This is a genomic window from Methylocystis sp. L43, assembly GCF_015709525.1.
Lineage (GTDB): Bacteria > Pseudomonadota > Alphaproteobacteria > Rhizobiales > Beijerinckiaceae > Methylocystis.
Genome location: NZ_JADNRA010000035.1, coordinates 280,970 through 306,235 on the forward strand (window position 1 = coordinate 280,970; position 25,266 = coordinate 306,235).

Annotated in this window: 26 protein-coding genes and 1 pseudogene; 13 read left to right on the forward strand and 14 right to left on the reverse strand. The window is 63.0% G+C overall.

Annotated features, from left to right (window positions below; translation table 11 throughout):
• Nucleotides 1-4: 4 nt before the first annotated feature.
• Complete coding sequence (gene lysA / locus IYX23_RS17605) at nt 5-1,273, forward strand: diaminopimelate decarboxylase (RefSeq protein ID WP_196394260.1); 1,269 nt, start codon at nt 5-7, stop codon at nt 1,271-1,273.
• A gap of 15 nt (nt 1,274-1,288) precedes the next feature.
• On the opposite strand, the gene IYX23_RS17610 is transcribed toward lysA, so the two are convergent.
• Nucleotides 1,289-1,717, reverse strand: a complete 429-nt coding sequence (locus IYX23_RS17610) for a regulator (protein WP_196394261.1) — start codon at nt 1,715-1,717, stop codon at nt 1,289-1,291.
• A gap of 280 nt (nt 1,718-1,997) precedes the next feature.
• Between IYX23_RS17610 and IYX23_RS17615 the strand changes: the two genes are divergently transcribed.
• Nucleotides 1,998-2,273 carry a DUF3303 family protein gene (locus IYX23_RS17615; RefSeq protein WP_124739391.1) on the forward strand — a complete coding sequence of 92 codons (276 nt, stop codon included), beginning with the start codon at nt 1,998-2,000 and terminating at the stop codon, nt 2,271-2,273.
• A gap of 67 nt (nt 2,274-2,340) precedes the next feature.
• Here the strand turns inward: IYX23_RS17615 and IYX23_RS17620 are convergent, their stop codons facing one another.
• Complete coding sequence (locus tag IYX23_RS17620) at nt 2,341-3,351, reverse strand: GDP-mannose 4,6-dehydratase (RefSeq protein WP_196394262.1); 1,011 nt, start codon at nt 3,349-3,351, stop codon at nt 2,341-2,343.
• A gap of 129 nt (nt 3,352-3,480) precedes the next feature.
• Between IYX23_RS17620 and IYX23_RS17625 the strand changes: the two genes are divergently transcribed.
• The 4 genes from IYX23_RS17625 (at nt 3,481) to IYX23_RS17640 (ending at nt 5,555) form a co-directional block, all read left to right on the forward strand.
• Nucleotides 3,481-4,098: a cytochrome b/b6 domain-containing protein gene (locus IYX23_RS17625; RefSeq protein WP_196394263.1), complete on the forward strand. Its 618-nt coding sequence runs from the start codon at nt 3,481-3,483 to the stop codon at nt 4,096-4,098.
• Entirely contained in the window at nt 4,095-4,835 is a 741-nt protein-coding gene (locus tag IYX23_RS17630) for a molybdopterin-dependent oxidoreductase (RefSeq protein ID WP_196394264.1), read from the forward strand. The genes IYX23_RS17625 and IYX23_RS17630 overlap by 4 nt, the downstream gene beginning before the upstream one ends.
• A 103-nt stretch (nt 4,836-4,938) precedes the next feature.
• Nucleotides 4,939-5,148 (forward strand): hypothetical protein, encoded by a 210-nt coding sequence (locus IYX23_RS17635; RefSeq protein ID WP_175095040.1) that lies wholly within the window; start codon nt 4,939-4,941, stop codon nt 5,146-5,148.
• A 191-nt stretch (nt 5,149-5,339) separates the two neighbouring features.
• The gene (locus IYX23_RS17640) at nt 5,340-5,555 is read left to right on the forward strand and encodes a hypothetical protein (RefSeq protein ID WP_196394265.1); all 216 of its coding nucleotides are present in this window, start codon (nt 5,340-5,342) and stop codon (nt 5,553-5,555) included.
• Between the two features lie 21 nt (nt 5,556-5,576).
• Here the strand turns inward: IYX23_RS17640 and truA are convergent, their stop codons facing one another.
• The 3 genes from truA to def form a co-directional block, all read right to left on the reverse strand.
• Nucleotides 5,577-6,317 (reverse strand): tRNA pseudouridine(38-40) synthase TruA, encoded by a 741-nt coding sequence (gene truA / locus IYX23_RS17645; RefSeq protein ID WP_196394266.1) that lies wholly within the window; start codon nt 6,315-6,317, stop codon nt 5,577-5,579.
• Nucleotides 6,318-6,496: 179 nt separating this feature from the next.
• Nucleotides 6,497-7,423: a methionyl-tRNA formyltransferase gene (gene fmt / locus IYX23_RS17650; protein WP_196394335.1), complete on the reverse strand. Its 927-nt coding sequence runs from the start codon at nt 7,421-7,423 to the stop codon at nt 6,497-6,499.
• 15 nt (nt 7,424-7,438) lie between these two features.
• Nucleotides 7,439-8,005 (reverse strand): peptide deformylase, encoded by a 567-nt coding sequence (gene def, locus IYX23_RS17655; RefSeq protein ID WP_196394267.1) that lies wholly within the window; start codon nt 8,003-8,005, stop codon nt 7,439-7,441.
• A 171-nt stretch (nt 8,006-8,176) separates the two neighbouring features.
• On the opposite strand from def, the gene IYX23_RS17660 reads away from it, so the two are divergent.
• The gene (locus IYX23_RS17660) at nt 8,177-8,737 is read left to right on the forward strand and encodes a LemA family protein (protein ID WP_196394268.1); all 561 of its coding nucleotides are present in this window, start codon (nt 8,177-8,179) and stop codon (nt 8,735-8,737) included.
• 111 nt (nt 8,738-8,848) lie between these two features.
• Here IYX23_RS17660 and IYX23_RS17665 read toward each other — a convergent pair.
• The 5 genes and pseudogenes from IYX23_RS17665 to IYX23_RS17685 all read right to left on the reverse strand — a co-directional run.
• A pseudogene (locus IYX23_RS17665) lies at nt 8,849-9,109 on the reverse strand (type II toxin-antitoxin system RelE/ParE family toxin); the annotation flags it as partial.
• Nucleotides 9,110-9,113: 4 nt separating this feature from the next.
• Entirely contained in the window at nt 9,114-9,374 is a 261-nt protein-coding gene (locus IYX23_RS17670) for a type II toxin-antitoxin system ParD family antitoxin (protein WP_196394269.1), read from the reverse strand.
• 119 nt (nt 9,375-9,493) lie between these two features.
• On the reverse strand, nt 9,494-9,958 hold the full coding sequence (locus IYX23_RS17675) for an NfeD family protein (protein ID WP_196394270.1): 465 nt from the start codon (nt 9,956-9,958) through the stop codon (nt 9,494-9,496).
• 1 nt (nt 9,959) lies between these two features.
• Nucleotides 9,960-10,952 (reverse strand): stomatin-like protein, encoded by a 993-nt coding sequence (locus IYX23_RS17680; protein ID WP_175094286.1) that lies wholly within the window; start codon nt 10,950-10,952, stop codon nt 9,960-9,962.
• Nucleotides 10,953-11,132: 180 nt separating this feature from the next.
• Nucleotides 11,133-12,962, reverse strand: coding sequence for an extracellular solute-binding protein (locus IYX23_RS17685; RefSeq protein ID WP_196394336.1), 1,830 nt, complete (start codon nt 12,960-12,962; stop codon nt 11,133-11,135).
• A 367-nt stretch (nt 12,963-13,329) separates the two neighbouring features.
• Between IYX23_RS17685 and IYX23_RS17690 the strand changes: the two genes are divergently transcribed.
• From IYX23_RS17690 to IYX23_RS17715, 6 genes are all read left to right on the forward strand, one after another.
• Nucleotides 13,330-14,055 carry an invasion associated locus B family protein gene (locus IYX23_RS17690; protein ID WP_196394337.1) on the forward strand — a complete coding sequence of 242 codons (726 nt, stop codon included), beginning with the start codon at nt 13,330-13,332 and terminating at the stop codon, nt 14,053-14,055.
• 248 nt (nt 14,056-14,303) lie between these two features.
• Entirely contained in the window at nt 14,304-15,131 is an 828-nt protein-coding gene (locus tag IYX23_RS17695; protein ID WP_196394271.1) for a cytochrome c oxidase subunit II, read from the forward strand.
• A 115-nt stretch (nt 15,132-15,246) separates the two neighbouring features.
• Nucleotides 15,247-17,013 carry a cbb3-type cytochrome c oxidase subunit I gene (locus IYX23_RS17700; protein WP_196394272.1) on the forward strand — a complete coding sequence of 589 codons (1,767 nt, stop codon included), beginning with the start codon at nt 15,247-15,249 and terminating at the stop codon, nt 17,011-17,013.
• Nucleotides 17,010-17,720: a cytochrome c oxidase subunit 3 gene (locus IYX23_RS17705; protein WP_196394273.1), complete on the forward strand. Its 711-nt coding sequence runs from the start codon at nt 17,010-17,012 to the stop codon at nt 17,718-17,720. The genes IYX23_RS17700 and IYX23_RS17705 overlap by 4 nt, the downstream gene beginning before the upstream one ends.
• Before the next feature lie 81 nt (nt 17,721-17,801).
• A complete protein-coding gene (locus IYX23_RS17710; RefSeq protein ID WP_246716937.1) occupies nt 17,802-18,461 on the forward strand; it encodes a heme-copper oxidase subunit III family protein in 660 nt (219 codons plus the stop codon).
• 17 nt (nt 18,462-18,478) lie between these two features.
• Entirely contained in the window at nt 18,479-18,862 is a 384-nt protein-coding gene (locus IYX23_RS17715) for a cytochrome C oxidase subunit IV family protein (RefSeq protein ID WP_196394338.1), read from the forward strand.
• A gap of 187 nt (nt 18,863-19,049) precedes the next feature.
• Here the strand turns inward: IYX23_RS17715 and IYX23_RS17720 are convergent, their stop codons facing one another.
• The 4 genes from IYX23_RS17720 to IYX23_RS17735 form a co-directional block, all read right to left on the reverse strand.
• The gene (locus IYX23_RS17720) at nt 19,050-20,477 is read right to left on the reverse strand and encodes an MFS transporter (RefSeq protein ID WP_196394275.1); all 1,428 of its coding nucleotides are present in this window, start codon (nt 20,475-20,477) and stop codon (nt 19,050-19,052) included.
• Nucleotides 20,474-21,328 carry a polyphosphate kinase 2 family protein gene (locus IYX23_RS17725; RefSeq protein WP_196394276.1) on the reverse strand — a complete coding sequence of 285 codons (855 nt, stop codon included), beginning with the start codon at nt 21,326-21,328 and terminating at the stop codon, nt 20,474-20,476. The genes IYX23_RS17720 and IYX23_RS17725 overlap by 4 nt, the downstream gene beginning before the upstream one ends.
• Before the next feature lie 32 nt (nt 21,329-21,360).
• Nucleotides 21,361-23,922, reverse strand: a complete 2,562-nt coding sequence (locus IYX23_RS17730; RefSeq protein WP_196394277.1) for a plasma-membrane proton-efflux P-type ATPase — start codon at nt 23,920-23,922, stop codon at nt 21,361-21,363.
• 118 nt (nt 23,923-24,040) lie between these two features.
• Nucleotides 24,041-25,231: an HlyD family efflux transporter periplasmic adaptor subunit gene (locus tag IYX23_RS17735; RefSeq protein ID WP_196394278.1), complete on the reverse strand. Its 1,191-nt coding sequence runs from the start codon at nt 25,229-25,231 to the stop codon at nt 24,041-24,043.
• Nucleotides 25,232-25,266 lie beyond the last annotated feature (35 nt).

Genomic DNA, 25,266 nt, shown 5'->3' on the forward strand with positions numbered 1-25,266 from the left:
GCCGATGCATCTTTTCGACTATCGAAACGGCGCGCTCCACGCCGAGGAGGTCGCCGTGGCGAAGCTCGCCGACGAGGTGGGCACGCCCTTCTATTGCTATTCGGCGGCGACGATCCGGCGCCACTACCGGGTTTTTTCGCAGGCCTTCGCCGGCCTCGACGCGCTTGTCTGCTACGCCGTGAAGGCCAACTCCAATCAGGCCGTGCTGCGTCTCCTGGCGCGCGAGGGCGCGGGGATGGACGTGGTCTCCGGCGGAGAGCTGGCGCGCGCGCTCGCCGCCGGCGTCGCGCCTGAAAAAATCACCTTTTCCGGCGTCGGCAAAACGCGTGAGGAGATCGCGGCGGCGCTTGGCGCCGGAATTTTCTGTTTCAACGTCGAGTCCGAGCCCGAACTCGAAGCTCTGTCGCAAGCGGCGGTCGCTCTCGGGCGCGCGGCGCGCGTGTCGCTGCGCGTCAATCCGGACGTCGACGCCCGCACCCATAAGAAGATTTCCACCGGCCTCGCCGAAAACAAATTCGGCGTGCCGCTATCGCGGGCGCGGGAGGTCTACGCCTTCGCCGCCAAGCTCAAGGGAATCGAGCTCGCCGGCGCCGATATGCATATCGGCTCCCAGCTCACCGACCTCGCGCCCTTCGACGAAGCCTTTTCGCTGCTCGCCGAGCTCGTGCGCGACCTGCGCGCCGATGGGCACAATATTTCGCATGTCGATCTCGGCGGCGGGCTGGGAATTCCCTATCGCGAGGGCGACGACCCGCAGTCCTACCATCCCGAGAAATACGCCGAGATCGTGCGCCGGCATTTCGGCGGGCTGGGCTGCAGACTGGTGCTGGAGCCGGGACGGCTCATCGTCGGCAACGCCGGCATACTCGTCACGCGCGTCATCTACGTGAAGCATGGCGACGCCAAGACCTTCGTGATCGTGGACGCTGGCATGAACGATCTCATCCGTCCGACGCTCTACGACGCGTGGCACGACATTATCCCCGTGCGCGAGAGCGCCGATCGGCAAAAGATCGTCGCCGACGTCGTCGGACCTGTCTGCGAGACGGGCGACTATCTTGCGCATGGACGCGAGATCATGGAGCCGCGCGCCGGCGAATTGCTCTGCGTGCTGACCGCCGGCGCCTATGGCGCCGTGCAGTCAGGCGCCTACAACACGAGGCCTCTCGTCCCGGAAGTCCTGGTTGACGGCGACCGCTTCGCGGTGATCCGTCCCCGTCCAAGCGTCGCGGCGCTCATAGCGCAGGATCATGTGCCGGCGTGGCTCTCGTAGCGCCGCTGGACGCGCCTATTTTTTGCGATCGTAAAAATTTACGAAATCATCCGTCGAGAGCGTTGCGACAATATTCGAATCGTCGTCGAGAATCTCATAGAGCGGGCCTTCACGATCATAGATGGTGAACAACACGACGACGTCCTGATCGCCGCCGCCTTCTCGATGAGGGTCGTCCGCGGGAGGGCTCACGGTGTAACTGCCCGTCGGCCGGACGTCTTTGAGTTCGCCGTTCGCGTGATAGAGCCGATGTTCTCCCTGAATGACGAAGGTCTTGTTGAGCGCGCAGTGTCGGTGAAGCACGATCCGCTGATTGGCTGAAAACTTGAACAGCACATGGAGGACGTTTCGATCATCGACATCGAGGACCGAAAACAGCAGATGATCGATTCCCTCAAGGCGCTTCCATGGAATATTGCCGTCATTGAAGCTAAACTGCGACATGGTGCGCTCTCTTCCATCGGTGAAGACGCGCCAATATGACAGGCGCCGCAGCGGCCCGAGAAGGACGGTGGCCTGAAGGGACTTGGGCAATTTTCCTGACGTCACCCCCAGGGACGATGCGGCCGGCGGGCGAAAGCGCCCGCACAGGCAATGACTCGCGGCAATGACCGAGCCCTTGTATGGAATTTCGAATTGAGGCAGCCTCGAGCGCGGCCAGTCGCAAATCTTAAAAATGCGCTCTGAGTCGTCTTCGCTTTCCAATCCGCAGGGAGAAACGCCGATGTTGTTCGCGATCTATTATGAGATGACGCCCGAACGTCGCGACGAGGTTCTCAAGCGCTTTCAGAAATTCGGCGACGCCGCCCCGAAGGGTATGAAAGTCGTCGGAAACTGGCTTTCCGTCACGCTGCTCGAGGGCTGGAGCATCGTCGAAGCCAACGACATCGCCGACCTCGGCAAGCTCTTCCAATCCTGGACGGACCTCAACGTCAACCACATCACGCCGGTCTTCGACGAAGACTCCGCGCACAGCTTTCTCTCAGCCAACAAGAAGTAACAGACGCGCTGCGGCGCCGACGGCTACGACAGGAAGGCCGCGACGCAGGGCGTCGAGCGGCCGCCTCTCAATACGCCAGTTCTCCGTGAGTGCGACGATAGTCGCGATACCATTCGACGAGCGCCGCGACGCCTTCCTCAAGCGACGTATGCGGGCGATAGCCGGTCAATCGCTCTAAGAGATCGGCGCTGGCGAAGGTGCGCGGCACGTCTCCGGGCTGCATGTCGAGATAATTGCGTTTCGCCTTTTTGCCGAGCGCTCGTTCGATCGTCTCGATAAAGTCGAGAAGCTGCACCGGCGCGCCACGCCCGATGTTCACGACGCGATACGGCGCCACAGGCGACACGCTATCGTCGCCTGAATCGCGCTGGGGAACGCAGTCGATCAACCGCACGACGCCTTCGACGAGGTCTGCGACATAGGTGAAGTCGCGCGACATGTCGCCATGATTATAGATGTCGATGACACGGTCGTTCTCGATGGCGTCGACGAACTTCAACGGCGCCATGTCCGGTCGGCCCCACGGGCCGTAGACGGTGAAGAAGCGAAACATCGTCGTCGGGATCGACCACAGATGCGCATAGGAATGCGCCATGGCTTCGCCGGCTTTCTTCGTCGCGGCGTAAAGGGTCAAAGGGAAATCGGTTCGATCGCTCTCATGGAAGGGCACGGTGGGGCTCGCGCCATAGACCGAGCTTGTCGAGGCCCAGAGAAAATGCCGCGGCTTCAGCAGTCGCGCGATCTCCATCATGTTGAAGGCGCCGACGAGATTGGCGTCGACATAGGCGCGCGGATTTTGCAGCGAGTAGCGCACGCCCGCCTGCGCCGCGAGATGGATGATGACGTCCGGCGCGGCCTGTTCGGCGGCGCGAGTCAGCGCCTCCATGTCCTCCAGCATCGCGATCGTGTCGCGATAGCCGTTGCTGCGCAGCAGAATGGCGCGGCGCGCCTCCTTGAGCCGAGGATCGTAATAGGGCGTCATGCCGTCGTAGCCGTCCACCAGATGCCCGGCCTCTAACAGGCGCTTCGCCAAGTGGAAGCCGATGAAACCTGCCGTGCCGGTCACAAAGACGCGCATGAGCCGCCATATTCCCTTTGATCAAAGCTTCGCCCTCATGGGCGAAGGCGACCGGCCTGTCAACGCGCCTGCGAGGCCTTCGTTTTCGACGCTTCAAGCCATATGTTGGCGCAAAGAGGAGAAACCGTCATGGTTGGCGGCGTCGATAAGCCGAGGACGATTCACCCGCTCTTCGTTCGGGTGACGCATTGGGTGAACGCTTTCGCGATCTTCGTCATGGTGCTGAGCGGCTGGCGCATCTACAACGCCTCGCCGCTCTTTGGCTTCGAGTTTCCTAAGGATTTCACTTTGGGTGGTTGGCTCGCGGGCGCGCTCGCTTGGCATTTTGCCGCAATGTGGCTCCTGGCGCTCAACGGATTGGCTTATCTCGCTTACGGCCTGGTTTCGGGCCACTTCCGAAGAAGCTTCATGCCGATCTCGCTCCGCGGCGCGTTCGACGACGTATTGTTCGCGATGCGAGGTCTCCTGGATCATGCGCCCGGCCGCTACAACGCCGCTCAGCGCGTATTTTACGTTGGCGTCATCCTCGCCGTAATCGTCGCCATTCTTTCGGGCCTCGCCATCTGGAAGCCTGTGCAGCTTCAAACGCTGACGGCGTTGATGGGCGGCTATGAGACGGCGCGTCGCGTGCATTTCTTCGCGATGGCGACGATCGTCGCTTTCCTAGTCGTTCACATCGGACTCGCCGTGAGCGTCAAAGGCATTTTGGCGCCGATGTTCACCGGACGGGCGGAGACGCCGCGATGAAGCCGCCCCGCAGCGAACGTCTTTCCGCCTTTCGGCCGCAGATCGCGCGGCTTGAACGCCGTCTCTTTCTCAAGCAGGGCCTGTCGCTTGGCGCGCTCTCGCTCCTTTCGGGCTGCACATTGAAGGACGACGACGCCGTCGATCGGCTGCTTTTCGCCATGTCGCGCTTTAATGACCGCGTCCAGGCGGCGCTTTTTGATCCCGCGAAGCTCGCGCCGACCTATTCTGAGGCGGACGTCACGACGCCTTTCCCCTTCAACGCCTATTACGAAGAGAAGGATATTCCGCTCATCGACGGCGAGAACTATCGACTGCAGCTCTCGGGCCTCATCGCCGACAAACGGCCCTGGAGCCTCGGCGACTTGCGCGCGCTGCCGCAATCCAGCCAGATTACGCGACTCGTCTGCGTCGAGGGCTGGAGCGCGATTGGCCAATGGCGCGGCGTCGCCTTCCGCCATTTTCTTGAGCGGATCGGCGCCGACCTCACGGCGCGTTACGTGGGGTTCAAATGCGCCGACAAATATTACTCAAGCATCGACATGCCGAGCGCGCTGCATCCGCAAACGCTGCTTGCGCTCGATTTCACCGACGCCAAATACGGCTATCCGCTGCGCCTGCGCCTTCCGACGAAACTTGGATTCAAGAACCCGAAATTCATCGGCGAGATCTTCGTGACGAATGACTACCCAGGCGGCTACTGGGAGGATAAGGGCTACAATTGGTTCAGCGGCTCTTGACCTGCGCCCAGGCCCGCCCACCTAAGCTCGACGCTTTCTCGCCACTATTTTGACGCTCTATGGCCGCGCGGCAGCTGAGTCGGCGCCCTGACAGCGAGGACATATGACCAATCGTCGCCCCTGCGTTAACGGCATTCTCGCGGCGGTGCTGTCCGCCAGCGTTATCCCCCTTCACGGCGCGCTCGCGCAGGAGAAAACTCCGACCGCACAGCGGCCAGCCGTCAGACTTCCCGCCTCTTTGCCGGTCAAGAACGAGGTCTCTGTGGGAGAGGCGGTCAAACCGGAGGAAACGGAAGCAGCCGACGGCGAATGAACGCTGGAATTTTTTTAAGACTTCATTAACCAGTTCGTCAAACTGCTGCTAACTGCGCGAATTCGGTCATGAAATCACCGCAGCGTAGGCGTGGCTGCGACCAAAGTTCATCACTGTTGACCGGCCTCATGCCTGCGGGGCGGGCCGGTTGATTCGGCGGGGGGCTCTCACTTCGAGGGGACCAACCAGTGATGAACCAGCGACCCTGCGTGAACGGCATATTGGCTGCCGTGCTATCGGCGAGCTTCCTTCCCATTCACGGCGCGCTTGCCAAGGAAGACAGATCCGCGAACGCGCCCGGCGCCGTGAAACATGCAGCGAAGAAGCCGGCGAAGCCGCCGGCGCCGAAGCAGGACGCGAGCAAACCGACGCCGGACGACCAGGGAGGCTCGGGCGACAAGCAGTAGCGGGCGTCCTCGCGCAAATCGCTAATAATCGACGGCAACAAGGTAAAGACCGTGCGGCGGCGCGACCTGTCCGCAGCGCGCACGGTCTTTCGCCAAAAGCGCCAGCGCAACATCCTCAGCGCGCCACTTGCCGCTGCCGACATGCTCCAGCGAGCCGGCCATGGAGCGCACCTGATTGTGCAGGAAGGAGCGCGCCGAAGCGACGATCTCGATGCGCGCGCCATCACGGCGCACGTCGAGACGCTCCAGCGTGCGCATCGGCGAATTCGCCTGGCATTCCGAGGCGCGAAAAGTCGTAAAGTCGTGACGGCCCACGAGAGATTGCGCCGCTTCATGCATGGCTTTCGCATCGAGTGGCCGCTTGACGTGCCAGGCGCGGCCGAGGTTCAGCGCCAACGGCGCGCGGCGATTGTCGATGACATAGAGATAATGGCGGCGAATGGCGGAAAAGCGCGCCTCGAACTCCTCGCCGACCGCGCGCGCGGCGAGCACCGCGATCGGGTCCGGCTTCAGATGCGCATTGATCGCGTCGCGCAGCCGATCGACGCGCCAGTCGCGCGCAAGATCGACATGCGCCATCTGCGCCAGCGCATGCACGCCGGCGTCGGTGCGGCCCGCGCCGTGAACGACGGCGCGCGCGCCGCCATTGAGTGCGGCCACCGCCTCCTCGAGGCGTTGCTGCACCGAAACGCCATTCGCCTGCCGCTGCCAGCCGACGTAAGGCGCACCGTCATATTCGATCGTCAGCGCGAAGCGGGGCATTCAATGCGCTCGCGCATGGCGCGACCTCACCTCCCCCTCGAGGGGGGAGGTCGGGCGCCAAAGGCGCCCGGGTGGGGGTGATAGCCGAATGAACGTGGAGTTCACCCCACCCCGGCCCGCATAGCGGGCCGCCCCTCCCCCTCGAGGGGAGGGTGATAGGCGCACGTCGCGCATCAACATCATACCAACGCCACGCCGCGCGTCAGCTTGCGGCCGCGCGCGAATTCTTCCAATTCCATCTCGCCCTTGCCGGCGCGTTGCACGCGCAGCAGACGCAGCGCGCCCGCGCCGCAGGCGATGAGCCCGGCGTCGTCGAGCGCGGCGCCCGGCGCTCCCTTCCCCTCCTCCACGCGTGTGCGCAAAACCTTCACACGCTCCATGCCATGGCCGAGATCGGCTTCGAAAAAAGCGCCTGGAAAGGGCGAGAGGCCGCGCACGAGATCATGAAGGTCTTGCGCCGATCGGCGCCAATCGATCCGGGCTTCCGCCTTCTCGATCTTTTGCGCATAGCAGGCGCCGTCTTCGGCCTGCGGCGTGAAGCGCAGTTCGCCTTTCGCGAGCAGATCGAGGGCGTCGGCCATCAGCGGCGCGCCGAGTTCCGCGAGCCGGTCGTGCAGCTCGCCCGCCGTCATCTCGGCGCCGATCGGCGTTTTCGCCGTCAAGGCGACGGGGCCGGTGTCGAGACCCGCCTCCACCTTCATCACCATGACGCCGCTCTCGGCGTCGCCCGCCATGATCGCGCGCTGTATCGGCGCGGCGCCGCGCCAACGCGGCAGCAGCGAGCCATGCAGGTTGAGGCAGCCGAATCGCGGCGCGTCGAGAATTGGCTGAGGCAGCAGCAGACCGTAGGCGGCGACGACGGCGACGTCAGAGTCAAGCGCGGCGAAATCCGCCTGCGCGTCGGCGCTTTTCAGACTTTTGGGCGTGCAAACAGGAACGCCGAAGCTCTCCGCCAAGAGGTGGACGGCGGACTTTTTCTCCGCCATGCCGCGTCCGGCCGGTCGTGGCGGCTGCGTGTAGACCGCCGCGATCTCATGACCGCGAGAAATGATTTCCTTGAGCAGGCGGGCTGCGAAGTCCGGCGTGCCCATGAAGACGACGCGCATTCTGTCGCGCAATCGTCAGGCTCCGGCTTGTTCCGACTGACGCTCCGTGGCGGCGCGATGCTGGGCGGCGATCTCGTCATGCCGCGCCGCCTTGTTGAACTTCTTGACGACGCGCTCGCGCTTTAAGCGCGACAGATGGTCGATGAAGAGACCGCCTTCAAGATGGTCCAACTCGTGCTGCACCACGGTCGCGAGCAGCCCTTCGGCGTCGAATTCCTGAACCGCGCCGTCCCGGTCGAGATGGCGCAGGCGCACCCGGGCCGGCCGTTTCACGTCCTCGAAATAGTCGGGCACGGACAGGCAGCCCTCCTGATAGATGCTTAATTCCTCAGAGGCCCAGATGATTTCCGGGTTGATGAGGAAGAGCGGCGAGCGCGTCTCCTCGGTCTTGCCCGTGTCGACGACGACGATGCGCTTGGCCACGGCGACCTGGATCGCCGCGAGGCCGACGCCGGGCGCCTCGTACATGGTCTCCAGCATGTCGTCGAGCAGACGCCGCACCTCCGCGTCGACACAGTCGACAGGCTCGGAAATCTTTCGCAGCAGCGGATCCGGAAGGGTGATGATCGGCAGAATGGCCATTGTGTTTTCGCCGTGGCTCTTTGCGTTTCCATGAGATAGGCGCGACCGGCGCGTCCGTCAAATCGAAAGGGAGCGGCGCGTCTTTGCCTAAGCGCCAAAGGCGGCTAACATGCAAGGGCAAAAAATGTTCGCCGCCGCGCGGAGCGGCGCGGCGCCTGGAGAGCGCGCGCCATGTCTTTGCTGATTTTTCTAGGCCTCGTCGCCGCCGTCGCCTTCTGGCTGGTCAGCGTTTACAACGGCCTCGTGTCGTTGCGCCAGCGCGGCAAGCAGGCCTTTTCCGACGTCAATGTGCAGCTCAAGCAGCGCCACGACCTCGTGCCCAATCTGGTCGAGACGGTGAAGGGCTACGCCACCCATGAGAAAAGCACGCTGGATGACGTGGTCAAGGCGCGTAACGCCGCGGTGACCGCGCAAGGCCCGGCGCAGATAGGGGCGGCCGAGGGCGCGCTGACCGGCGCGCTCTCGCGGCTGATCGCGCTGTCGGAAGCCTATCCGGATCTGAAGGCGAACCAGAACTTCCAGCAATTGCAGAGCGAGCTGTCTGACATCGAAAACAAGATTTCAGCGGCGCGGCGCTTCCTGAATAATACCGTCGCCGAATACAACGCCACGCGCGAGGGCTTTCCCGGTTTCCTGATTGCGCAGCGCTTCGGCTTCGAGCCGCTCGACTATTTCGAGTTGGACGAAGCGCAGCAGAAGGCCGTCGAAACCCCGCCGAAGGTGGAGTTTTAGCGAGGGCGCCCGCCATGCGTCCGCGAACGAGCTGATCTGGCTCCTGCTTTCCAGATACGGCGCCGCTTTTATTCCCGGCGTCCATTCGATTGCGGCAAGATCGCGCGCACCGTCGATGATGCGCACGATCTGTGCGCCGTATTCGGTGAGACGGTAAAGCGCCAGCCAACGCTCGATCACCCACACCCGCGCGTCCGGCGCAATCTCGGGGCGCGCCTGTCCGATGTGCGGATGCCGTGCGAGATGCGCGCAGCTTTCCTCGATGCGGTCATAGATTGCGTCGGCAAGCGCATCGCTATTCCGTGCGGCAATGTAAAGCCAGATATCCAAAAGGTCTTCGCGCGCGCGGCGCGTATAATGAAGTTTGGCCACGCGGTCAGTCTTTTGCGGCGGCTCGGCGCGCGCGCGCTTCTTTCTTCAATTCGGAAAAGTCCAGCTCGCCAACGTCGCCGCTGTTGACGCCCTGTCGCCAGGCTTCCTGCAAGAGCCGCAGTTTTTCAGCCTCCTGCCGCTCGGACTTCTCCATCATTCGCAGCGCTTCGCGGACAACCTCGCTCGACGAGCTGTAGCGCCCGCCTGCGACCTTTGCCTTGACGAAATCCGCCAGCTCGTCGGTCAAGGACACGTTCATATTCATGGAATGCCTCTTGGGTACGCCAGATAACAGATACGGCGAAATAGCAAAATTTGCTAATCTTAGTCATCTGAGGCAATCGAATTTGCGTCAACGCGAACAACGCGCTTCGCGCGCAAACTTCAAGAGAGCGGCGCCAGCACCAGCGCCAGATTCTCCACCGCCACGATTCGCGCCCTGGCGCCGGGCGCAATGCTCTCGACGGCTGCGTGTTCGGCAAGCCGCGCCTGCCATTCGACGCCGGACCAGAAGACGACGCCATGCCTCTTCGTCACCTCATGCGTCGTCGTCAGTTCGCGCCCGATCAGATCGCTGCTCTTATCTTCTTCGATGTCGGCGTTTTGAAACCGCTGCAGCGGCTTCCTGCCGACGATGGCGATCAAGAGGCTCACGCCGGCGACGATCGCCGCCGTTTCGACCAGCGACGGCCGCCAGCCGGTCGCATAGAGAACCGCGCTGGTCAGGAGCGCGCCCACCGCCACGAACATCACCGGCGAGAGGCCGATCACGACGATGTCGAGCCCGAGCAGGATCAGGCCGGCGATCAGGCTCGCATTGGCGGGATCGTAGAGGAAGGCGGGCTCCATCTTATTCCGCTTCCCGCCAAGGCTGCGCGCGGCGCTGCTGCGCCTCGTTCGACGCAGGGCTGGCGTTGACGGCCTTGAGCACCGCCATCGCCTTGGCGATCCAGCCGGCCGGGTCGGCGCCGTCGCCCATCAGCACCAGCGAATTGCCGGCCTTGGCGAGGCGGCCATATTGCTCGATGGCGCTTTTGGCGACTTCGAGCTGCACCGCCTGATCGCCGCCGACCTGGGTGATTTGCGTGCGCACGAGTTCGATCGCCTTCGCCTGGCCTTCGGCGCGCAAGATCGCCGCCTGTTTCTCGCCGTCGGCGCGGTTGATCTCGGACTGCTTCACGCCCTCCGATTCGAGCACCGTCGCCCGCTTGTCGCGCTCGGCCTTCATCTGCCGCTCCATCGACTGGCGCAGCGATTCGGGCATGGCGATGTCCTTAATCTCATAGCGCGTCACATGCGCGCCCCAGAGCTGGGCGGCGTCGGAGACGGCGCGCACCACCCGCTCATTGATCTCGCTTCGGTTCTCGAAGGTCTTGTCGAGCTCCATCGAGCCGATGGCCGAGCGCATCGAGGTCTGCGCCAGATTGACGATGGCGCGGCGGATGTCCTGCGCGCCATAGGCGGCGTCCTTGGCGTTGACGATCTTGTAATAGAGAACGCCGTCGATGGTGACGGTGGCGTTGTCCTTGGTGATCGCGTCCTGCTCCGGCACGTCGATCACCTGTTCGCGCAGATCGAAGGTGTAGGCCACGCGCTCGACGATCGGCCAGACGAAATTGACGCCCGCGGTCAGCGATCGGTTGTAGCGGCCCAGCCGCTCGATGACGAGCACGGTCTGCTGGCGCACGAAGCGCACCATCGTCGACAGCGCCAGCAGCGCGACATAGGCGAACCAGAACAGCGGATTTTGGAAGAGGCCGATCGGCAGGCCGAGGTTAAAGGATCGGTCGATGATCAAGAGGCCGATTGCGGCGGCGCCGACGACAAAAAGTGCGAAACCCATGGAATGAACCCTCCGCGACAGGCGCGTTGAGAGAATGTTATCGAGCGACAGAGACACGGGCGCTCCTTTTCATGCCGCAGGGGTAGAGACCTTCCCGCGAAGGCGAGCCCTGGACGCCCATCGACGTCTAGCGCGTCAGACGCGCCGAAAACGTGCGCCGGCGCATGTCTTCCTCGATGCTCAGCGCTGTCTCCACCAGCTTTCGAGCGTCGGGCTGAACATCGGCGATGCATAGCGCGGCAATCGCGCCGGGCGCGCGATGTCGGTCGAATGCGCGAGCCATTGGTCGGACGCATGATACAGCGGCACGACGTAGAAGCCGGACAGCAGCACGCGGTCGTACGCGCGCACGGCGGTGATGAAATCGTCGTGGCTGGTCGCGGCCAGCAGGGCGGCGATGAGCGCGTCGATGGCGGGTGAAGCGGCGCCGGCGAGGTTGAAAGAGGCTTCCTGGTTCGCGCTCGCAGACCCCCAGCGCATGCGCTGCTCATTGCCCGGAGACGCCGAGGCGATCCATTGGCCGAGCATCATGTCGAAGTCGAACTTCTGCCGTCGGCGCTGATATTGCACCTCGTCGACGAGGCGCACGCGGGCGTCGACGCCGATGCGCTGCAGCGAGGCGGCGTAGTTGAGCGCAAGCCGCTCCTGATTGCGGTCCTTGACCATGATCTCAAAGGCCACAGGCTCGCCGTCCTTGCGCAAAACGCCGTTTTCGATGCGGTAGCCGGCGCTCTCGAGCAGATCGAGCGCGCGCTTGGCCATCTCGCGGTCGCGGCCAGACCCGTCATTCACCGGCGGTCGCCAGCGGCCTTCCAGAATGTCTTCGCGCACGGCGTCCGGAAACGGCGCCAGCAAGGCGCGCTCCCCGGGGGACGCCGGGCGGCCAGAGGAAGACAATTCGGATTCGTCGAAGAAGCTTTTTGTGCGGGTGTAGAGGCCGGCGTAGAGATTCGTGTTGATCCATTCAAAGTCGAACATCATGCCGAGCGCTTCGCGCAGGCGGATGTCCTTGAACAGGGGACGACGCGTATTGAAGACGAACCCCTCCATGCCTTTGGGGTTTTCGTTTTTCAGCGTCTCCTTCACCACGCGGCCTTCCGTGAGCGCCGGGAAGTCGTAGCCGCTCGCCCAGCGGGTCGTGCTGGTTTCGTCGCGATAGTCGAGAAGGCCCGCCTTGAAGGCTTCAAAGAGCGAATTGCCGTCACGGAAATATTGAATGTCGACCTCGTCGAAATTGTAGAATCCGCGCTGGCTCGGCAGGTCGGCGCCCCAATAGTCCTCATTGCGACGCAGCAGCAGGCGCGCGCCGACTTGCGCGTCCGCGATCACATAGGGGCCGGAGCCGACGGGCTTGGCGAGCGTCGCTTCGGAAAAGCGCTCGACGTCGGTCGCGTGTTTGGGCAGCACCGGCATGATCGCCAGAATGAGCGGCAGCTCCCGGTCGCCGACGCCAGAGAGGTCGTAATGGACGGTATGCGCGTCGGGCGCGTCGATCGATTTGACCAGCCCATAGGCGATGCGCTGCTGCGGCCGTCCCTTCGTCTTTAAGAGATCGAACGAGAACAGCACGTCTTGCGCGGTGATCGGCTTGCCGTCGGAAAAGCGCGCGCGCGGGTCGAGATGGAAGGTCACCTGCGAACGCGCCTGATCGACGTCGATCGACTGCGCGATCAGGCCGTAGAGCGTGAAGGGCTCGTCTTGCGAGCGGGCCATCAGGCTTTGAAAAACATTGCCGACAAGCCCCTGCGCCGCGGATCCCGACTTGAGATTGAACGGATTGAGGCTGTCGAAGGTGCCGGCGAGGCCGACGCGAAGTTTGCCGCCCTTCGTCGCGCCCGGCTCGGCGTAAGGGAAGTGATGGAAATCATTTGGCAAAGCGGGCGCGCCGTGCATGGCGATCCCATGCGTCGGGCAGGGCGCTTCGGCCGCCCGCGGGGGCGGCGCGGCGCCCGAAGCGGGCGCGGCGATAAGGAGCGACAGGGCGAAGCTGAGCGCGCGGCGCCCCCGCATTCGCTGTTCGCCGCCGCCGCTGGCGGGGCGTCTTGCAGGAATCGGGTGAATCTTCATCGGCGGACCATAATCCAACGTCCTGTCGCAAGAAGCGAGTCGCGCTTAAGTTTTCGGCCATTTTTTTGCGATAGTTGTGGGCAAAAAGCGCCTCCGCCAAGAATTGGCCGCTCCGTCCGGCTGGAATTTACTGCCGCGACCATGTAAGAGCGGTGCCGTCGCCTCGTCGGCGTCTCGCGATCGCGCTGGAACACGGGCTGGTCAAGTTCCATGGCGCTGTGGCGCGAAGGCGGCTCCCGTTATGACGCGATCTCGAAACTATCCGGAGCCGGAGAGCGCCGGCCAGCAGGACAATCGAAAGGAACTTCCGATGTCGACCCATATCTCGCGTTCTTGCGCGATCGCCCTTGCGGGAGCGTTGCTGTTCGTCGGCGGCGGCGCACTGGCTCAGCAGGCGCCGGCGGCCGGCGCAGCGCAGCAGCAGCAACAGCAGCCTCAGGGGCCGATTGCCGCCGAACTCGTCGCTGTCCAGCCGGACTGGACCAAGGTCTGCGGCGCCGATCCGCAGACTAAGAAGGAAATGTGCTACACGACGCGCGACTTCGGCGTGTCGGCGAAGGAGGGCGAGGCGCCCCAGCCGCTGCTCGCGCTCGCAATCTACGATCCCAAGGGCGACGATCAGAAGATCATCCGTCTGCTGCTGCCGCCGGGGCTGATGCTGAAACCCGGCTTCCGCTTTTCGATCGATAAGGGAGCGCCGGAAAGCGGCGCGTTCGAAATCTGCTTCCCGAATGGCTGTTTCGCCGAGGCGAAGGTCAAGAAGGCGGTCGTTGACGGCATGAAGAAGGCCGAAAAAATGACCGTAGTCGTTAAGAATCAGGCGAACGGCGAGGTCACCTTCTATCTGCCGCTCGCCAATTTCGGCAAAGCCTTCGACGGCCCCGCCGTCGACCCGAAGGTTCTCGAAGAGCAGCAAAAGAAGCTGCAGGAAGAACTTCAGAAGAAGGCCGAGGAAGAGCGCAAGAAGCTCGAGGCTCAGAAGGGCGCCGCCACGTCGCCCGCGCCGAAGCCCGCGCCGGCCGCTACGAAGAAATAAGTTTGTAACGAGCCCGAAGAAAACCCGCGCGGGACGCTCCCGCGCGGGTTTTTTTGTAGCCATTGGCCCCGGGCGCGAATAACGCGCGGCGCGGCGTCGCCCTTCCGCCCTCAGCTTTTCCCAGAGATTCGCTGAACCCCCGACGAGTCGCGCATAACGACAGCGTCACTTTGACGCGCGGCGATGAGCCGGTCTATATAGGCCGTCGGCCAAATCCATCGACAACCACCGGCGAGGTCAAAGCACGCATGTCTATCGCCATCGCTATGGTCCTGGTCGTCGCGGGTTCGATCCTGTTTCACGTGTTGAGTCCCTGGCGGGCGACGCCGATCGCGTCGAACTGGGGCTTCATCGACGACACGATGGGGCTGACCTTCCTTGTCACGGGAGCCGGATTCGTCGCGGTCATCCTGTTCATGGCGTATTGCCTCTATCGCTTTCGCCATGTGCCGGGCCGGCGCGCCGCCTATGAGCCGGAGAATCAAAAGCTCGAAGCCTGGCTTGGAATCGTCACGACGATCGCCGTCATCATTCTCCTCGCGCCCGGCCTGCTCGTCTGGGGTCAGTTCATCACCGTGCCTAAGGACGCGATGGTGATTGAAGCGGTGGGAGTCCAGTGGAGCTGGAGCTTCCGCCTGCCGGGCGCCGACAACCAGCTCGGCTCGAGCGATGTGCGCTACATCGACACCACCAATTCCATGGGTTTGAGCCCGGCCGATCCGAAGGGGCAGGATGATCTGCTGATCGCAAGCAGCGAATTGCATCTGCCGATCGGCAAGCCGGTCAAGGTCCTGCTGCGCTCGATCGACGTCCTACATGACTTCTATGTCCCCGAGATCAGGGCGAAGATGGACCTCGTGCCGGGCGTTGTCACATATTTTTGGTTCACGCCGACCAAGATCGGCGAATATGAGATACTCTGCGCCGCCTATTGCGGCACAGGGCATCCGCAGATGCGCGGCAAGATGGTCATAGAGTCGGAGGCCGACTTCGAGACCTGGCGCACGGCGCAGCAGACGTTCGAGCAGTCGCGCAAGAGCGACGCGAGCCGAGACAAGCGGGCCTCTGCTCAATGACGCTCACCGATGCGAGTTGCGCCGCTTTGACATTCATCGCCGCTGATCGAGCGCCGCCGCGACGGGGCTCCATCAATCGCCGGAAGCGCGATAGGGGCGAAGGGAGGATCGTTCCATGACCGACGCCAGCGTACCCCAGAACGTCGCGCCGCCGCCGGCGGAGGTGCCGGACGTCGACCTCTATCACGCGCACAGCTGGATCACGAAATATGTGTTCAGCCAGGACGCCAAGGTCATCGCCATTCAATACGCCGGCACGGCCATCACCGTCGGCATTTTGGCCCTGGTGCTGTCATGGGTGATTCGCCTGCAGCTCGCCTTTCCAGGGGCGATCCCTTTCATTGACGCCAACGTCTATTACCAGTCCGTGACCATGCATGGCATGATCATGGTCGTGTATATGCTCACCGCCATCTTTCTCGGCGGCTTCGGCAACTATCTCATTCCGCTGATGGTCGGCGCGAGGGACATGGTGTTCCCTTACGTCAACATGCTCAGCTACTGGGTCTATCTGATCGCGACCCTCGTTCTCGTCTCGAGCTATTTTTTCCCGGGCGGGCCGACCGGCGCCGGCTGGACGCTTTATCCGCCGCAATCGATTCTGACGGGCACGCCGGGCCACGAATACGGCATCATTCTGATGCTCGTCTCGTTGATCCTCTTCATCGTCGGCTTCACGATGGGCGGACTGAATTACGTGGTGACGGTGCTGCAGGCGCGCACCCGAGGCATGACGCTGATGCGCATGCCGCTGACGGTGTGGGGGATCTTCTCCGCCGCCGTCATGGCGCTTCTCGCCTTTCCCGGCCTTTTCGTCGCCTGCGTCATGCTGCTCCTCGACCGCACGCTCGGCACGAGCTTCTTCATGCCGTCGCTCGTCGAACTCGGCGAACGCAAGGACTATGTCGGCGGCAGCCCGATCCTGTTCCAGCACCTGTTCTGGTTCTTCGGCCATCCAGAGGTCTATATCGTCGCGCTGCCGGCCTTCGGCATCGTTTCCGATCTGATCAGCGTGCATGCGCGCAAGAACATCTTCGGCTACAGAATGATGGTCTGGGCCATCATCGCCATCGGCGTGCTCAGCATGGTGGTCTGGGGCCACCATATGTATATCAGCGGCATGGACCCGTGGTTCGGGTTCTTCTTCGCGGTGACGACGCTCGCGATCGCGGTGCCGACGGCGCTGAAGGTGTATAATTGGGTGCTGACCCTCTGGCACGCCGACATTCACTTCACGACGCCGATGCTGTTCGCGCTGGGGTTCCTCGTCACTTTCGTCAACGGCGGCATTACCGGCCTCTATCTCGGCAATGTCATCGTCGACGTGCCGCTGTCGGCGACGCTGTTCGTCGTCGCCCATTTCCACATGGTGATGGGCATCGCGCCGGTGCTCGTCATCTTCGGCGCCATCTATCATTGGTATCCGAAGATCACCGGCCGCATGATGGACGAGCGGCTCGGCAAGATTCACTTCTGGATCACCTTCCTCGGCGCCTATGCGATCTTCTTTCCGATGCACTATCTGGGCGTGCTCGGGATGCCGCGGCGCTTTTACGAGATGGGCGAAACCGCCTTCGTGCCCGCGTCGGCCGCCACGCTCAACATTGTCATCACGGTCATCGCCTTGGCGGTCGGCTTCGCGCAGTCGATCTTCTTCTACAATCTGTTCAAGAGCCTGAAATACGGCGCCCCCGCCGGCGGCAATCCCTGGCGCGCCGCTTCGCTCGAATGGCAGACTCCGGAGACGCCGCCGGGACACGGCAATTGGGGTAAGCATCTTCCGGTGGTTTATCGCTGGCCTTACGCCTATAGCGTGCCCGGCGCGCCGGAGGATTATCTGCCGCAGAACGCGCCGCCGGTCAGAGGAGAGCGTTCGCCATGAGCGTCATGGGGCTCTTCTTTATCTTCATCGCCACCGTCGCCATCATGTGGTTGGTGCGCCAGGGGGTGATGGAGTCGCCTTGGCTCGAGGAAGGCGAGGTTGCGCATTATCGTCGCGCCGGCGGCGCCGAGCCGCCGACAGCCGGGAGAGTGGGGCTCGCGGTCTTTCTCGCTGTCGCCGGCTGTCTGTTCTCGCTGCTCGCCGCCGCTTTTTTCATGCGCGGCGATGCGCCCGACTGGCAGATGCCGCCGATCCCCGGCGTTCTCTGGGTCAACACTTTTCTTCTCGCCGCCAGCAGCGTCGCCCTGCAGGTCGCGGTCTTCGCCGCCCGGCGCGCCGACGCCGAGCGGGTCAAGACGGCGCTGCTTGTCGGAGCGGTAACGGCGGCTCTTTTCCTGATCGGTCAAATCTGGGCGTGGCGCGAACTTCTCGAGCTGCGGTTCTTCGCTTCGAGCAACGCCGCCAACGCCTTCTTCTATCTGCTGACGGGCGTGCATGCGCTGCATCTCATTGGCGGTCTGGTGGCGCTTGCGCGAACCACCGACAAGGTGCGCGGCGCCGAGCGAGTCACCAAGGCGCTGACGACGAGCGTCGAACTCTGCGCCATCTATTGGCATTTTCTGCTGTTCGTCTGGTTGCTGATGTTCGCCATGCTGATCGGCTGGGCCGATGGTTTCGGCGCCATCTGCCGGCGTCTGCTTTCGTAAAGGGAACGCGCTATGACGGCGGAGCCTGTCACGACTGAACATGTAACGACCGAGCTCAATCTGCGGAGCAGCCTGCACGGCATGGTCGCTGACTGGTCCTCGGATCAGCGCTCTTTTAAGAGCGCGTCCTGGGGCAAGGCGATGATGTGGATCTTCCTCGTCAGCGACACCTTCGTCTTCAGCTGTTTTCTGATTTCCTACATGACGGTGCGCATGTCCACGACGGTGGAATGGCCGCACCCGAGCGAAATCTTCGCGCTCGAGATCGGCGGCAAGAAAATCCCGCTCATCCTCATCGCCATCATGACATTCGATCTCATCACGAGCTCGGGCACCATGGCGATGGCCGTCAACTTCGCCTATGCGCGCGAGCGCAGGAAGGCCGCGATTTTGATGCTGGTGACGGCGTTCTTTGGCGCCGCCTTCGTCGGCATGCAGGCCTTCGAATGGACCAAGCTCATTCACGAAGGCGTGCGGCCGTGGGGCAATCCCTTCGGCGCGGCGCAGTTCGGCTCGAGCTTCTTCATGATCACCGGTTTTCACGGTTTCCACGTGTCGATCGGCGTGATTTTCCTGCTCATCATCGCGCGCGCCGTCTGGCGCGGCGATTATGACGTCGGACGGCGCGGCTTTTTCACGAGCCGCAAGGGCAGATACGAGATCGTCGAGATCATGGGCCTATATTGGCACTTCGTGGATCTCGTATGGGTCTTCATCTTCGCATTCTTCTATCTGTGGTGACGTCTCCGACGGGGGAAATGATGACGGCGACGACGGACGATACGACCCATAGCCATGTTCAAGTCGCGCAAGCGGCGCAGCCCGCGGCGCAGGCGCATGGCCAGCAGCATCCGATCAAGCTCTATCTTCTGGTGTGGGGGCTGCTCTTCGTTCTGAGCGCCTGCTCCTATCTCGTCGATTATTTCGACTTCCAGGGCTATTTGCGCTGGTTCCTGATCGTCGTGTTCATGCTGCTGAAGGCCGGGCTCATCGTCGCCGTCTTCATGCACATGGCGTGGGAGCGGCTGGCGCTGGTCGTCGCGATTCTGGCGCCGCCGATGGCGGTTCTCGTGCTGATGGCGATGATGGCGTGGGAAGGCGACTACACCAATTATCTGCGCGTGATCTTTTTCGGCGCGTGATGCGGGCTCGCCCGCTCCGCCTGAATAAATCGCGCTGATCTCGGGCCGTCGGAGAATGGCAAATGCGAGAACAGGATCAGCGCGTCGCCAATAAGGCGATCCTCATCGTCCTCTCGGCGCTCTGCCTCGTCATGATCATTTTTCTCGGCGCCTGGACGCTCGTCGCGCATCTGCAATAGCGCGCGGGCTATTCATCGAGCGCTCCCTCCTCATTGACCGCATGCGCTAGGCCGGCCGTCGTCACCAGTCCCGCGACGCTGACGACGACCATGAGGGCGACGACGCCCGTGAGTCCCCAGCCGGCCTGCAGTTGCGGCACCACGAATGTGCCGAAAGTGGCGCCGACCTTGGCGCTCGCCGCCGCAAAGCCGCTCGCCGAGGCGCGAATGGTCGTCGGGAAAAGCGTCGGCGCGAGGGTGAACGTCGTGGCGTTGGGTCCGGCGTTCATCGCGAAATTGAACAGCATGAAGCCGCCGATGACGAAGGCGAGATGCGCATTGGCGCCATTGTCCGACATCGCGGCGAAGAGCAACAGCAGCATGCCAAGCCCCATGCCGCTAAATCCTGCGACCTGCATGGTGATCCGGCCAAAACGGGGAACAGCCCAGAGGCTCGCCACAAAGCCGACGATGAGAAAAGCGTCGACGATGGCGCTGCCTTCCGCGTCGGCGAAGTCGGCCGCGATCGAGCCCGCGTCGGCGGCGCCAAGATGCATGGCGCCGAGAATAACGGGCGTGAACAGGCCAACGCCGTAGGTCGCCACGTCCATCAACATCCATGGGAGGGAGACGAGCATCGTGCGGGCGCGATAGGCTTTGCGGAACAGCGTCGAATAGCCGACGTCCTGCGCATTGGGCGCGGAAGCCCGCTTGGACGTTGCAAGGGCGACTGCTTTCGCGCCAAGGTTCTCGGGCCTCTCGCCGAACTCGATCGACAATGTCTTGAGCAGCGCCGTCGCTTCGCCGATGCGTCCCTTTGTGACCAGCCAACGCACGCTTTCCGGCGCCCATAGGCGCGCAGATAAGAAAAGCAACGCAATCATGCCGCTGGCGCCGAACAGCAGCCGCCAGTCTTCTGTTGACGGTCGCAGCTTCAATAAAGCGAGGCCGGCGAGAGCCGCCGCCGCCATGCCGACCGACTGCAGGGCGATCGTCGCAACCGTCATTCTGTTGCGCGTGGCGCGCGGCATGAGTTCCGACACATAGGCGCCGCTCGTCGGAAAATCGATGCCGACGCCAACGCCAAGCAGGAACTGCGACAGCAGGATGACGCGGGCGTTCGGCGCCGCCGCGCCGATAAAGCATGCGAGCGCGATGATCGCCATGTCGGCGATGAAAACGCGCTTGCGGCCGAATCTGTCCGCGCCGATGCCGCCGAGCGCCGACCCCGCGACCGCGCCGAGCACCAGCGCCGATCCAATCAGGCCGACGAAAAGCGGGCTGATCGGAAAGTCGCGCTTGAGCAGCGGCAGCGCGACGCCCAGTCCGGACACCGAGAAGCCGTCCAAAAACGCGCCGCCGCTGGCTGCGAGCCAATAGGCGTAATGACGCCATGTCATCGGCGCTTCGTCGAGCGCGGAAAAGACCGAGGCGGCGTTCACTGGCGACGCCGTCACCGAGCCTTGCTCCGTTCCTCTTCGTTCTTTGCTTGTTGATAAAGCTTGCGGATTTCGTCGATGTCGACGGAGGGCTTCGGCAGCTTCAGATTAAGATCGTCGAGCGTATCGGCGATGATGTTGGAAACCGCGAGATTGCGAAACCATTTGTGGTTTGCCGGGATGATGAACCAGGGCGCATGTTCGGTCGAGCAGCGCGACAGGGCCGCTTCGAAGGCCTTGATGTAGTCATCCCATTTTTCGCGCTCGGAATAGTCGCTGGCGCTGATCTTCCATTGGTTCGCCGGATCGTCGAGCCGCGCCTTGAAGCGCTTGAGCTGTTCTTCTTTGGAGATGTAGAGAAAGAATTTTAGAATGGTCGTCTTGTTCTCGACGGCGAGGAGCTTCTCCCATTCGTTGATGAAATCATAGCGCGGCTTCCACGCTTCTTTTGGCGCGAGCTTATGCACGCGCACGACGAGCACGTCTTCATAATGGGAGCGATTGAAGATCGAAACGTAGCCGCGCCGCGGCGCATGCGGATGGACGCGCCATAGGAAATCGTGGGCCTGTTCCTCAGGGGTCGGCTGCTTGAATCCGGTCACCTGCACGCCCTGCGGGTCCATGGCGCTGATGACATGCCAGCAGGTGCCGTCCTTGCCGGCGCTGTCGATGCCCTGCAAGACGATCAGCAGAGAATGCGTGCGGTCGGCGTAGAGTTTGCGCTGCAGCTCGGTGATGCGCGTGAGATTGCGCTGCAATTCCTGCGCCGTTTGGGCGTCATTCGCATAGTCGCCGTGAAAATCCGGATCGATTGATCCGAGATCGACGTGCGAACCGGGCTCGACGCGGAACTTTTTGACGAATTTCATGTGCTCCGCCTCCTTCGAGCTGTCGCTCCCGTTCAACCGGCGAGAGCGACGCGGCGGGCGGTCAGGCGCTTGTCGCGCCGCCCGGCCAGACGCCAGTAGATCATCTTCACAATCTCGGCCACGACGACCCAGAGCAGACAGTAAAGCCACACGCCGACGATCGCCGCGCCGGGAACGGCGTCGACGCCGACTCCATAAAGGCAGAGCAACACGGCGACGACCTGCGTCGCCGCGATCGCCCAGAAAAGTCTGGCGCTGGGATAAGGCGGCGCAAAAATCGCATGTTTGGTGCGCACGCTGAAGAGCAGCAAATGGCCGCCGACGGCGAGTTGCAGAAACAGCAGAGTCCGGAGCTGGCCCGGATCAATCGGGATCATCGCCTGCAGCGAATCGTCAAGCGTCCAGCGCATGCCGATCAGCAAAAACCCAAAAGTCTCGGCGACCGCGATCAGTCCCATCAGCGAAGCGAAAATGAAGATGCGGTGCATGTCCCATCTCACCGGCTGCGGCGCGACGGGGACATTGTCGTAGGCGATCGTCATGATCGGGATATCGTCGAGGAGCGCGAGCGCGACGATCATGATGGCGGTGAGCGGCTGAAAGTCGAAAAATACGATCGACGCGACGACGACGATCATGATGTCGAGCGTCATGGCGATCCGATAGTAAATGTAGCTCTCGATGCGCTGAAAAATCTGTCGCGACACGCGGATCGCGTTGACGATGGTCGAAAGCCCGGGCGCCGTGAGGATCAACGCGGCGGCGCTTCGCGCCGCATCGGTCGCGCCGCTGACGGCGATGCCGCAATCGGCTTGTTTGAGCGCAGGCGCGTCATTCACGCCGTCGCCGGTCATCGCGACGATATGGCCGACCGACTGAAGCGCCTTGACGATCTCATATTTGTGTTCCGGGAACACTCTGCCGAATCCATCGGCCCGCTCCACCGCGTCGACGACGCTGCGCGGCAGAGCGCCGGATTTCACTTCCCCTTTGAAGACATCGCTCGCGACGAGCAGATGCGAACCCATGCCGAGCTGGGCGGCGATCTCATCGCCGATGGCGACGTCATCGCCGGTCACCATCTTGACTTCCAGGCCGAGCCCGCGCGCCTCGGCGATTGTCGCCTTGGCGTCGGCGCGCGGCGGGTCCATCATCGAGATGAGTCCAACCAGTTGCCACCGCGCGCCATCTTCCGACATGGCGACGCCCAGCGCGCGCTGGCCTTTGACGGCGAGCGCCGCCACCTCGTTCTGATAGCGCTGCAAAGTCTGCGAGTCGGGCCGCACGAGCGCGGATATCGCCTGCGGCGCGCCCTTGGCGTAATGGCGAACGCCGCCAGAGGCGTCGGCGACTGTCGAGATGGTGCGTTTGCTGACGGGATCGAACGGCGTGAACGCCTTCTGCTTGAAACTGTCGAGCGCATCATGCGCCGGCAGCGCCGCCATCACGGCAAGGTCGATCGCGTCTTCGCTGCTTTTCTGGGTCGCCAGCGCAGCGAACAGCAATACGTCGTCGCTCTTGAAAGCGCCATAGGAAATGGCGCTTTGCACGGTGAGCTTGTTCATCGTCAGCGTGCCGGTTTTGTCGCTGCACAGCACGTCGACTCCGGCAAGCTCCTCGATCGCGTTCAGACGCGAAACGATGGCCTTTTGCAAGGAAAGCGTATAGGCGCCGATCGCCATCGTCACCGACATGACCGCCGGCAGCGCGACGGGGATCGATGCGATCAGCAGCACCAGCACATATTGGGCGATGGAGCCGACGCGATCCCAGCTCCAGTCGTCCGGCGCGATGACTTCCCGATAGAGCTGCGCGCCGACGAGGATCAGCGCCAGAAAAAATGCAAGCACGAGGAGAAAATCGCCGACCTCCGTCACCGCGCGCTGCGAATGCGAAACGGCGCCGGCGGCGCCGACCAGCTTCGCTGTGCGCCCGAAGAAGGTGCGGCCGCCCGTCGCCGTGACCACGCCCGTCATGGCGCCTTGTTTGGCGATCGCGCCCGCATAGGCGTCGTCGCCGATTTTCTTGGAGACGGGCAGCGATTCGCCGGTGAGCGCCGCCTGATCGCAGCTCAAATAATCGCCTTCAATGAGCAGGAGATCGGCGGGGATGATCTGGCCCGCGGCGACGCTGACAATATCGCCGGGCGTCAGTTCGGCGGCGGGGATGGTCGTCCAGGCGCCGTCGCGCAACACGCGCGCTCGGGGCGCGAGGTTTTTCTTCAGGGCCGCGAGCGCATTCGCCGCCTTGTTGTCCTGCCAGAATCCGACCACGGCGTTATAGAGGAGAAGACCGGCGACGACGCCGAAGTCGGGCCAATCCCGCCGCACGGCGGAGATGACGGCCGCGGCTTCGATGAGAAACGGCAGCGGCCCCCAGAAATAGTTGAGCAGACGGCGCCACTTGCTTTCCGTCTTGTCCTCTAGCGCGTTTGGGCCGTATTCCGCGAGCCGCCGCGCCGCTTCGGCGGCGGTGAGGCCGCTCTCTGTCGTCTTCAGCGTCTCAAGTCGCTGCGAGATTTTGACCTGCGCCGGATCTAGGGAAAGCGCTGGCGAAGATTGGCTCGCCGGCGATTTCGCGCTGACGTCCGGCATGCTTGCTCTCCCCATCAGATAATTAAAATATCCAAACCGAATCTTACGGCGTGAACCGAGTCTCGCCAAGAGACTCGCTCAAAAAGGCAAGCGCGAGTCCAAATTAACCGTGCACAGTCTATTCGGCGGCTGTGCAGGCGGCGCCGTCGTTCGACGCGCCTATGGCGTTGTCTTTGACGATCTTGTCGGCGCGAGCCTTCGCATCTGCGAGATCCTTGTCATAGACGTCGGTCAGATATTCATTCGTCGTCGTCTTGACGATCGAGTGATTGGGCGATTGCAGCGGGCCGGACACATTAATCGAGGCGACCGTCGACAGGCCGGGACGCAAGGGTTGCTTCTCGAGTTCGTCCGCCCGCAAGGCGATACGCACCGGAATGCGCTGAACGATGCGAATGAAGTTGCCGGTCGCGTTATCTGGGGGCAGAGCCGCGAAGACGGCGCCGGAGCCAGGAACAAGTCCTGCTACTTCTCCATGGTAGATCTGTTCCGATCCGTAGAGATCGACCTTGATGATCGCCGCCTGCCCGGGACGAACCCGAGCCATCCTGTTTTCCCACAAATTCGCTTCGACCCAGAGATGGTCGAGCGGCACGATATTGAGAATGGCGTCGCCGGGGCGCACCCGCTTGCCGACCTGAACGCTGCGTTTGGCGACATAGCCGGTCGCCGGCGCCCGGATGTTCTGGCGCACGAACTCGACGTAAGCGTCGTTGTATCGCGCCTTGGCGGCCTCGATGTCGGGATGATTCATCCGCGTCACGCCGACGACGCGCGCCTCGACCGACTGGTATTCCGCCTGCGCCTCGCGCAGATCGGCTTCCAGCGCGGCGAGCTGGTCCTCGGTATTCTGCAGCACCTGTCGCGAAGCGGCGCCGCTCAGCGTCGCTTCGCGGTATCTTGCGAGATCGTGGCGCGTCTTGTCGCGAAGCGCGGCGCGGGAAATGACCTTCTGGCAGACCTGGCGGCGCTGCGCGTAAAGCGCGCCGACGGAGCGAACCGCGCGGCCGAGTTCGGCCTCGGCCTGCGCGAGCGCCGCTCTTGCGCGTTGGCCGTCGAGGCGAACGAGCACGTCGCCTTTCTTGACGAGCTGCGTTTCTTCAGCGAGCACGGCGGCCACGACTCCCGTCGCGTCCGCCTGCACCGGGATGATGTTGCCGGTGACGAAGGCGTTGTCCGTCGTCACCCAGTCGCGGTCGTAAAAATACCATCGCGAGAACGCGATCAGCGCGCCGGCAAGAACCGCCGCAATGACGATCTTGAGCAGAAATTCTCTTCGGGAGCGGATGCTTTTGCGGGACAGCGCCATCGATGGGGGTTCGCGTTCTTCTGTTAAGGCGTGGC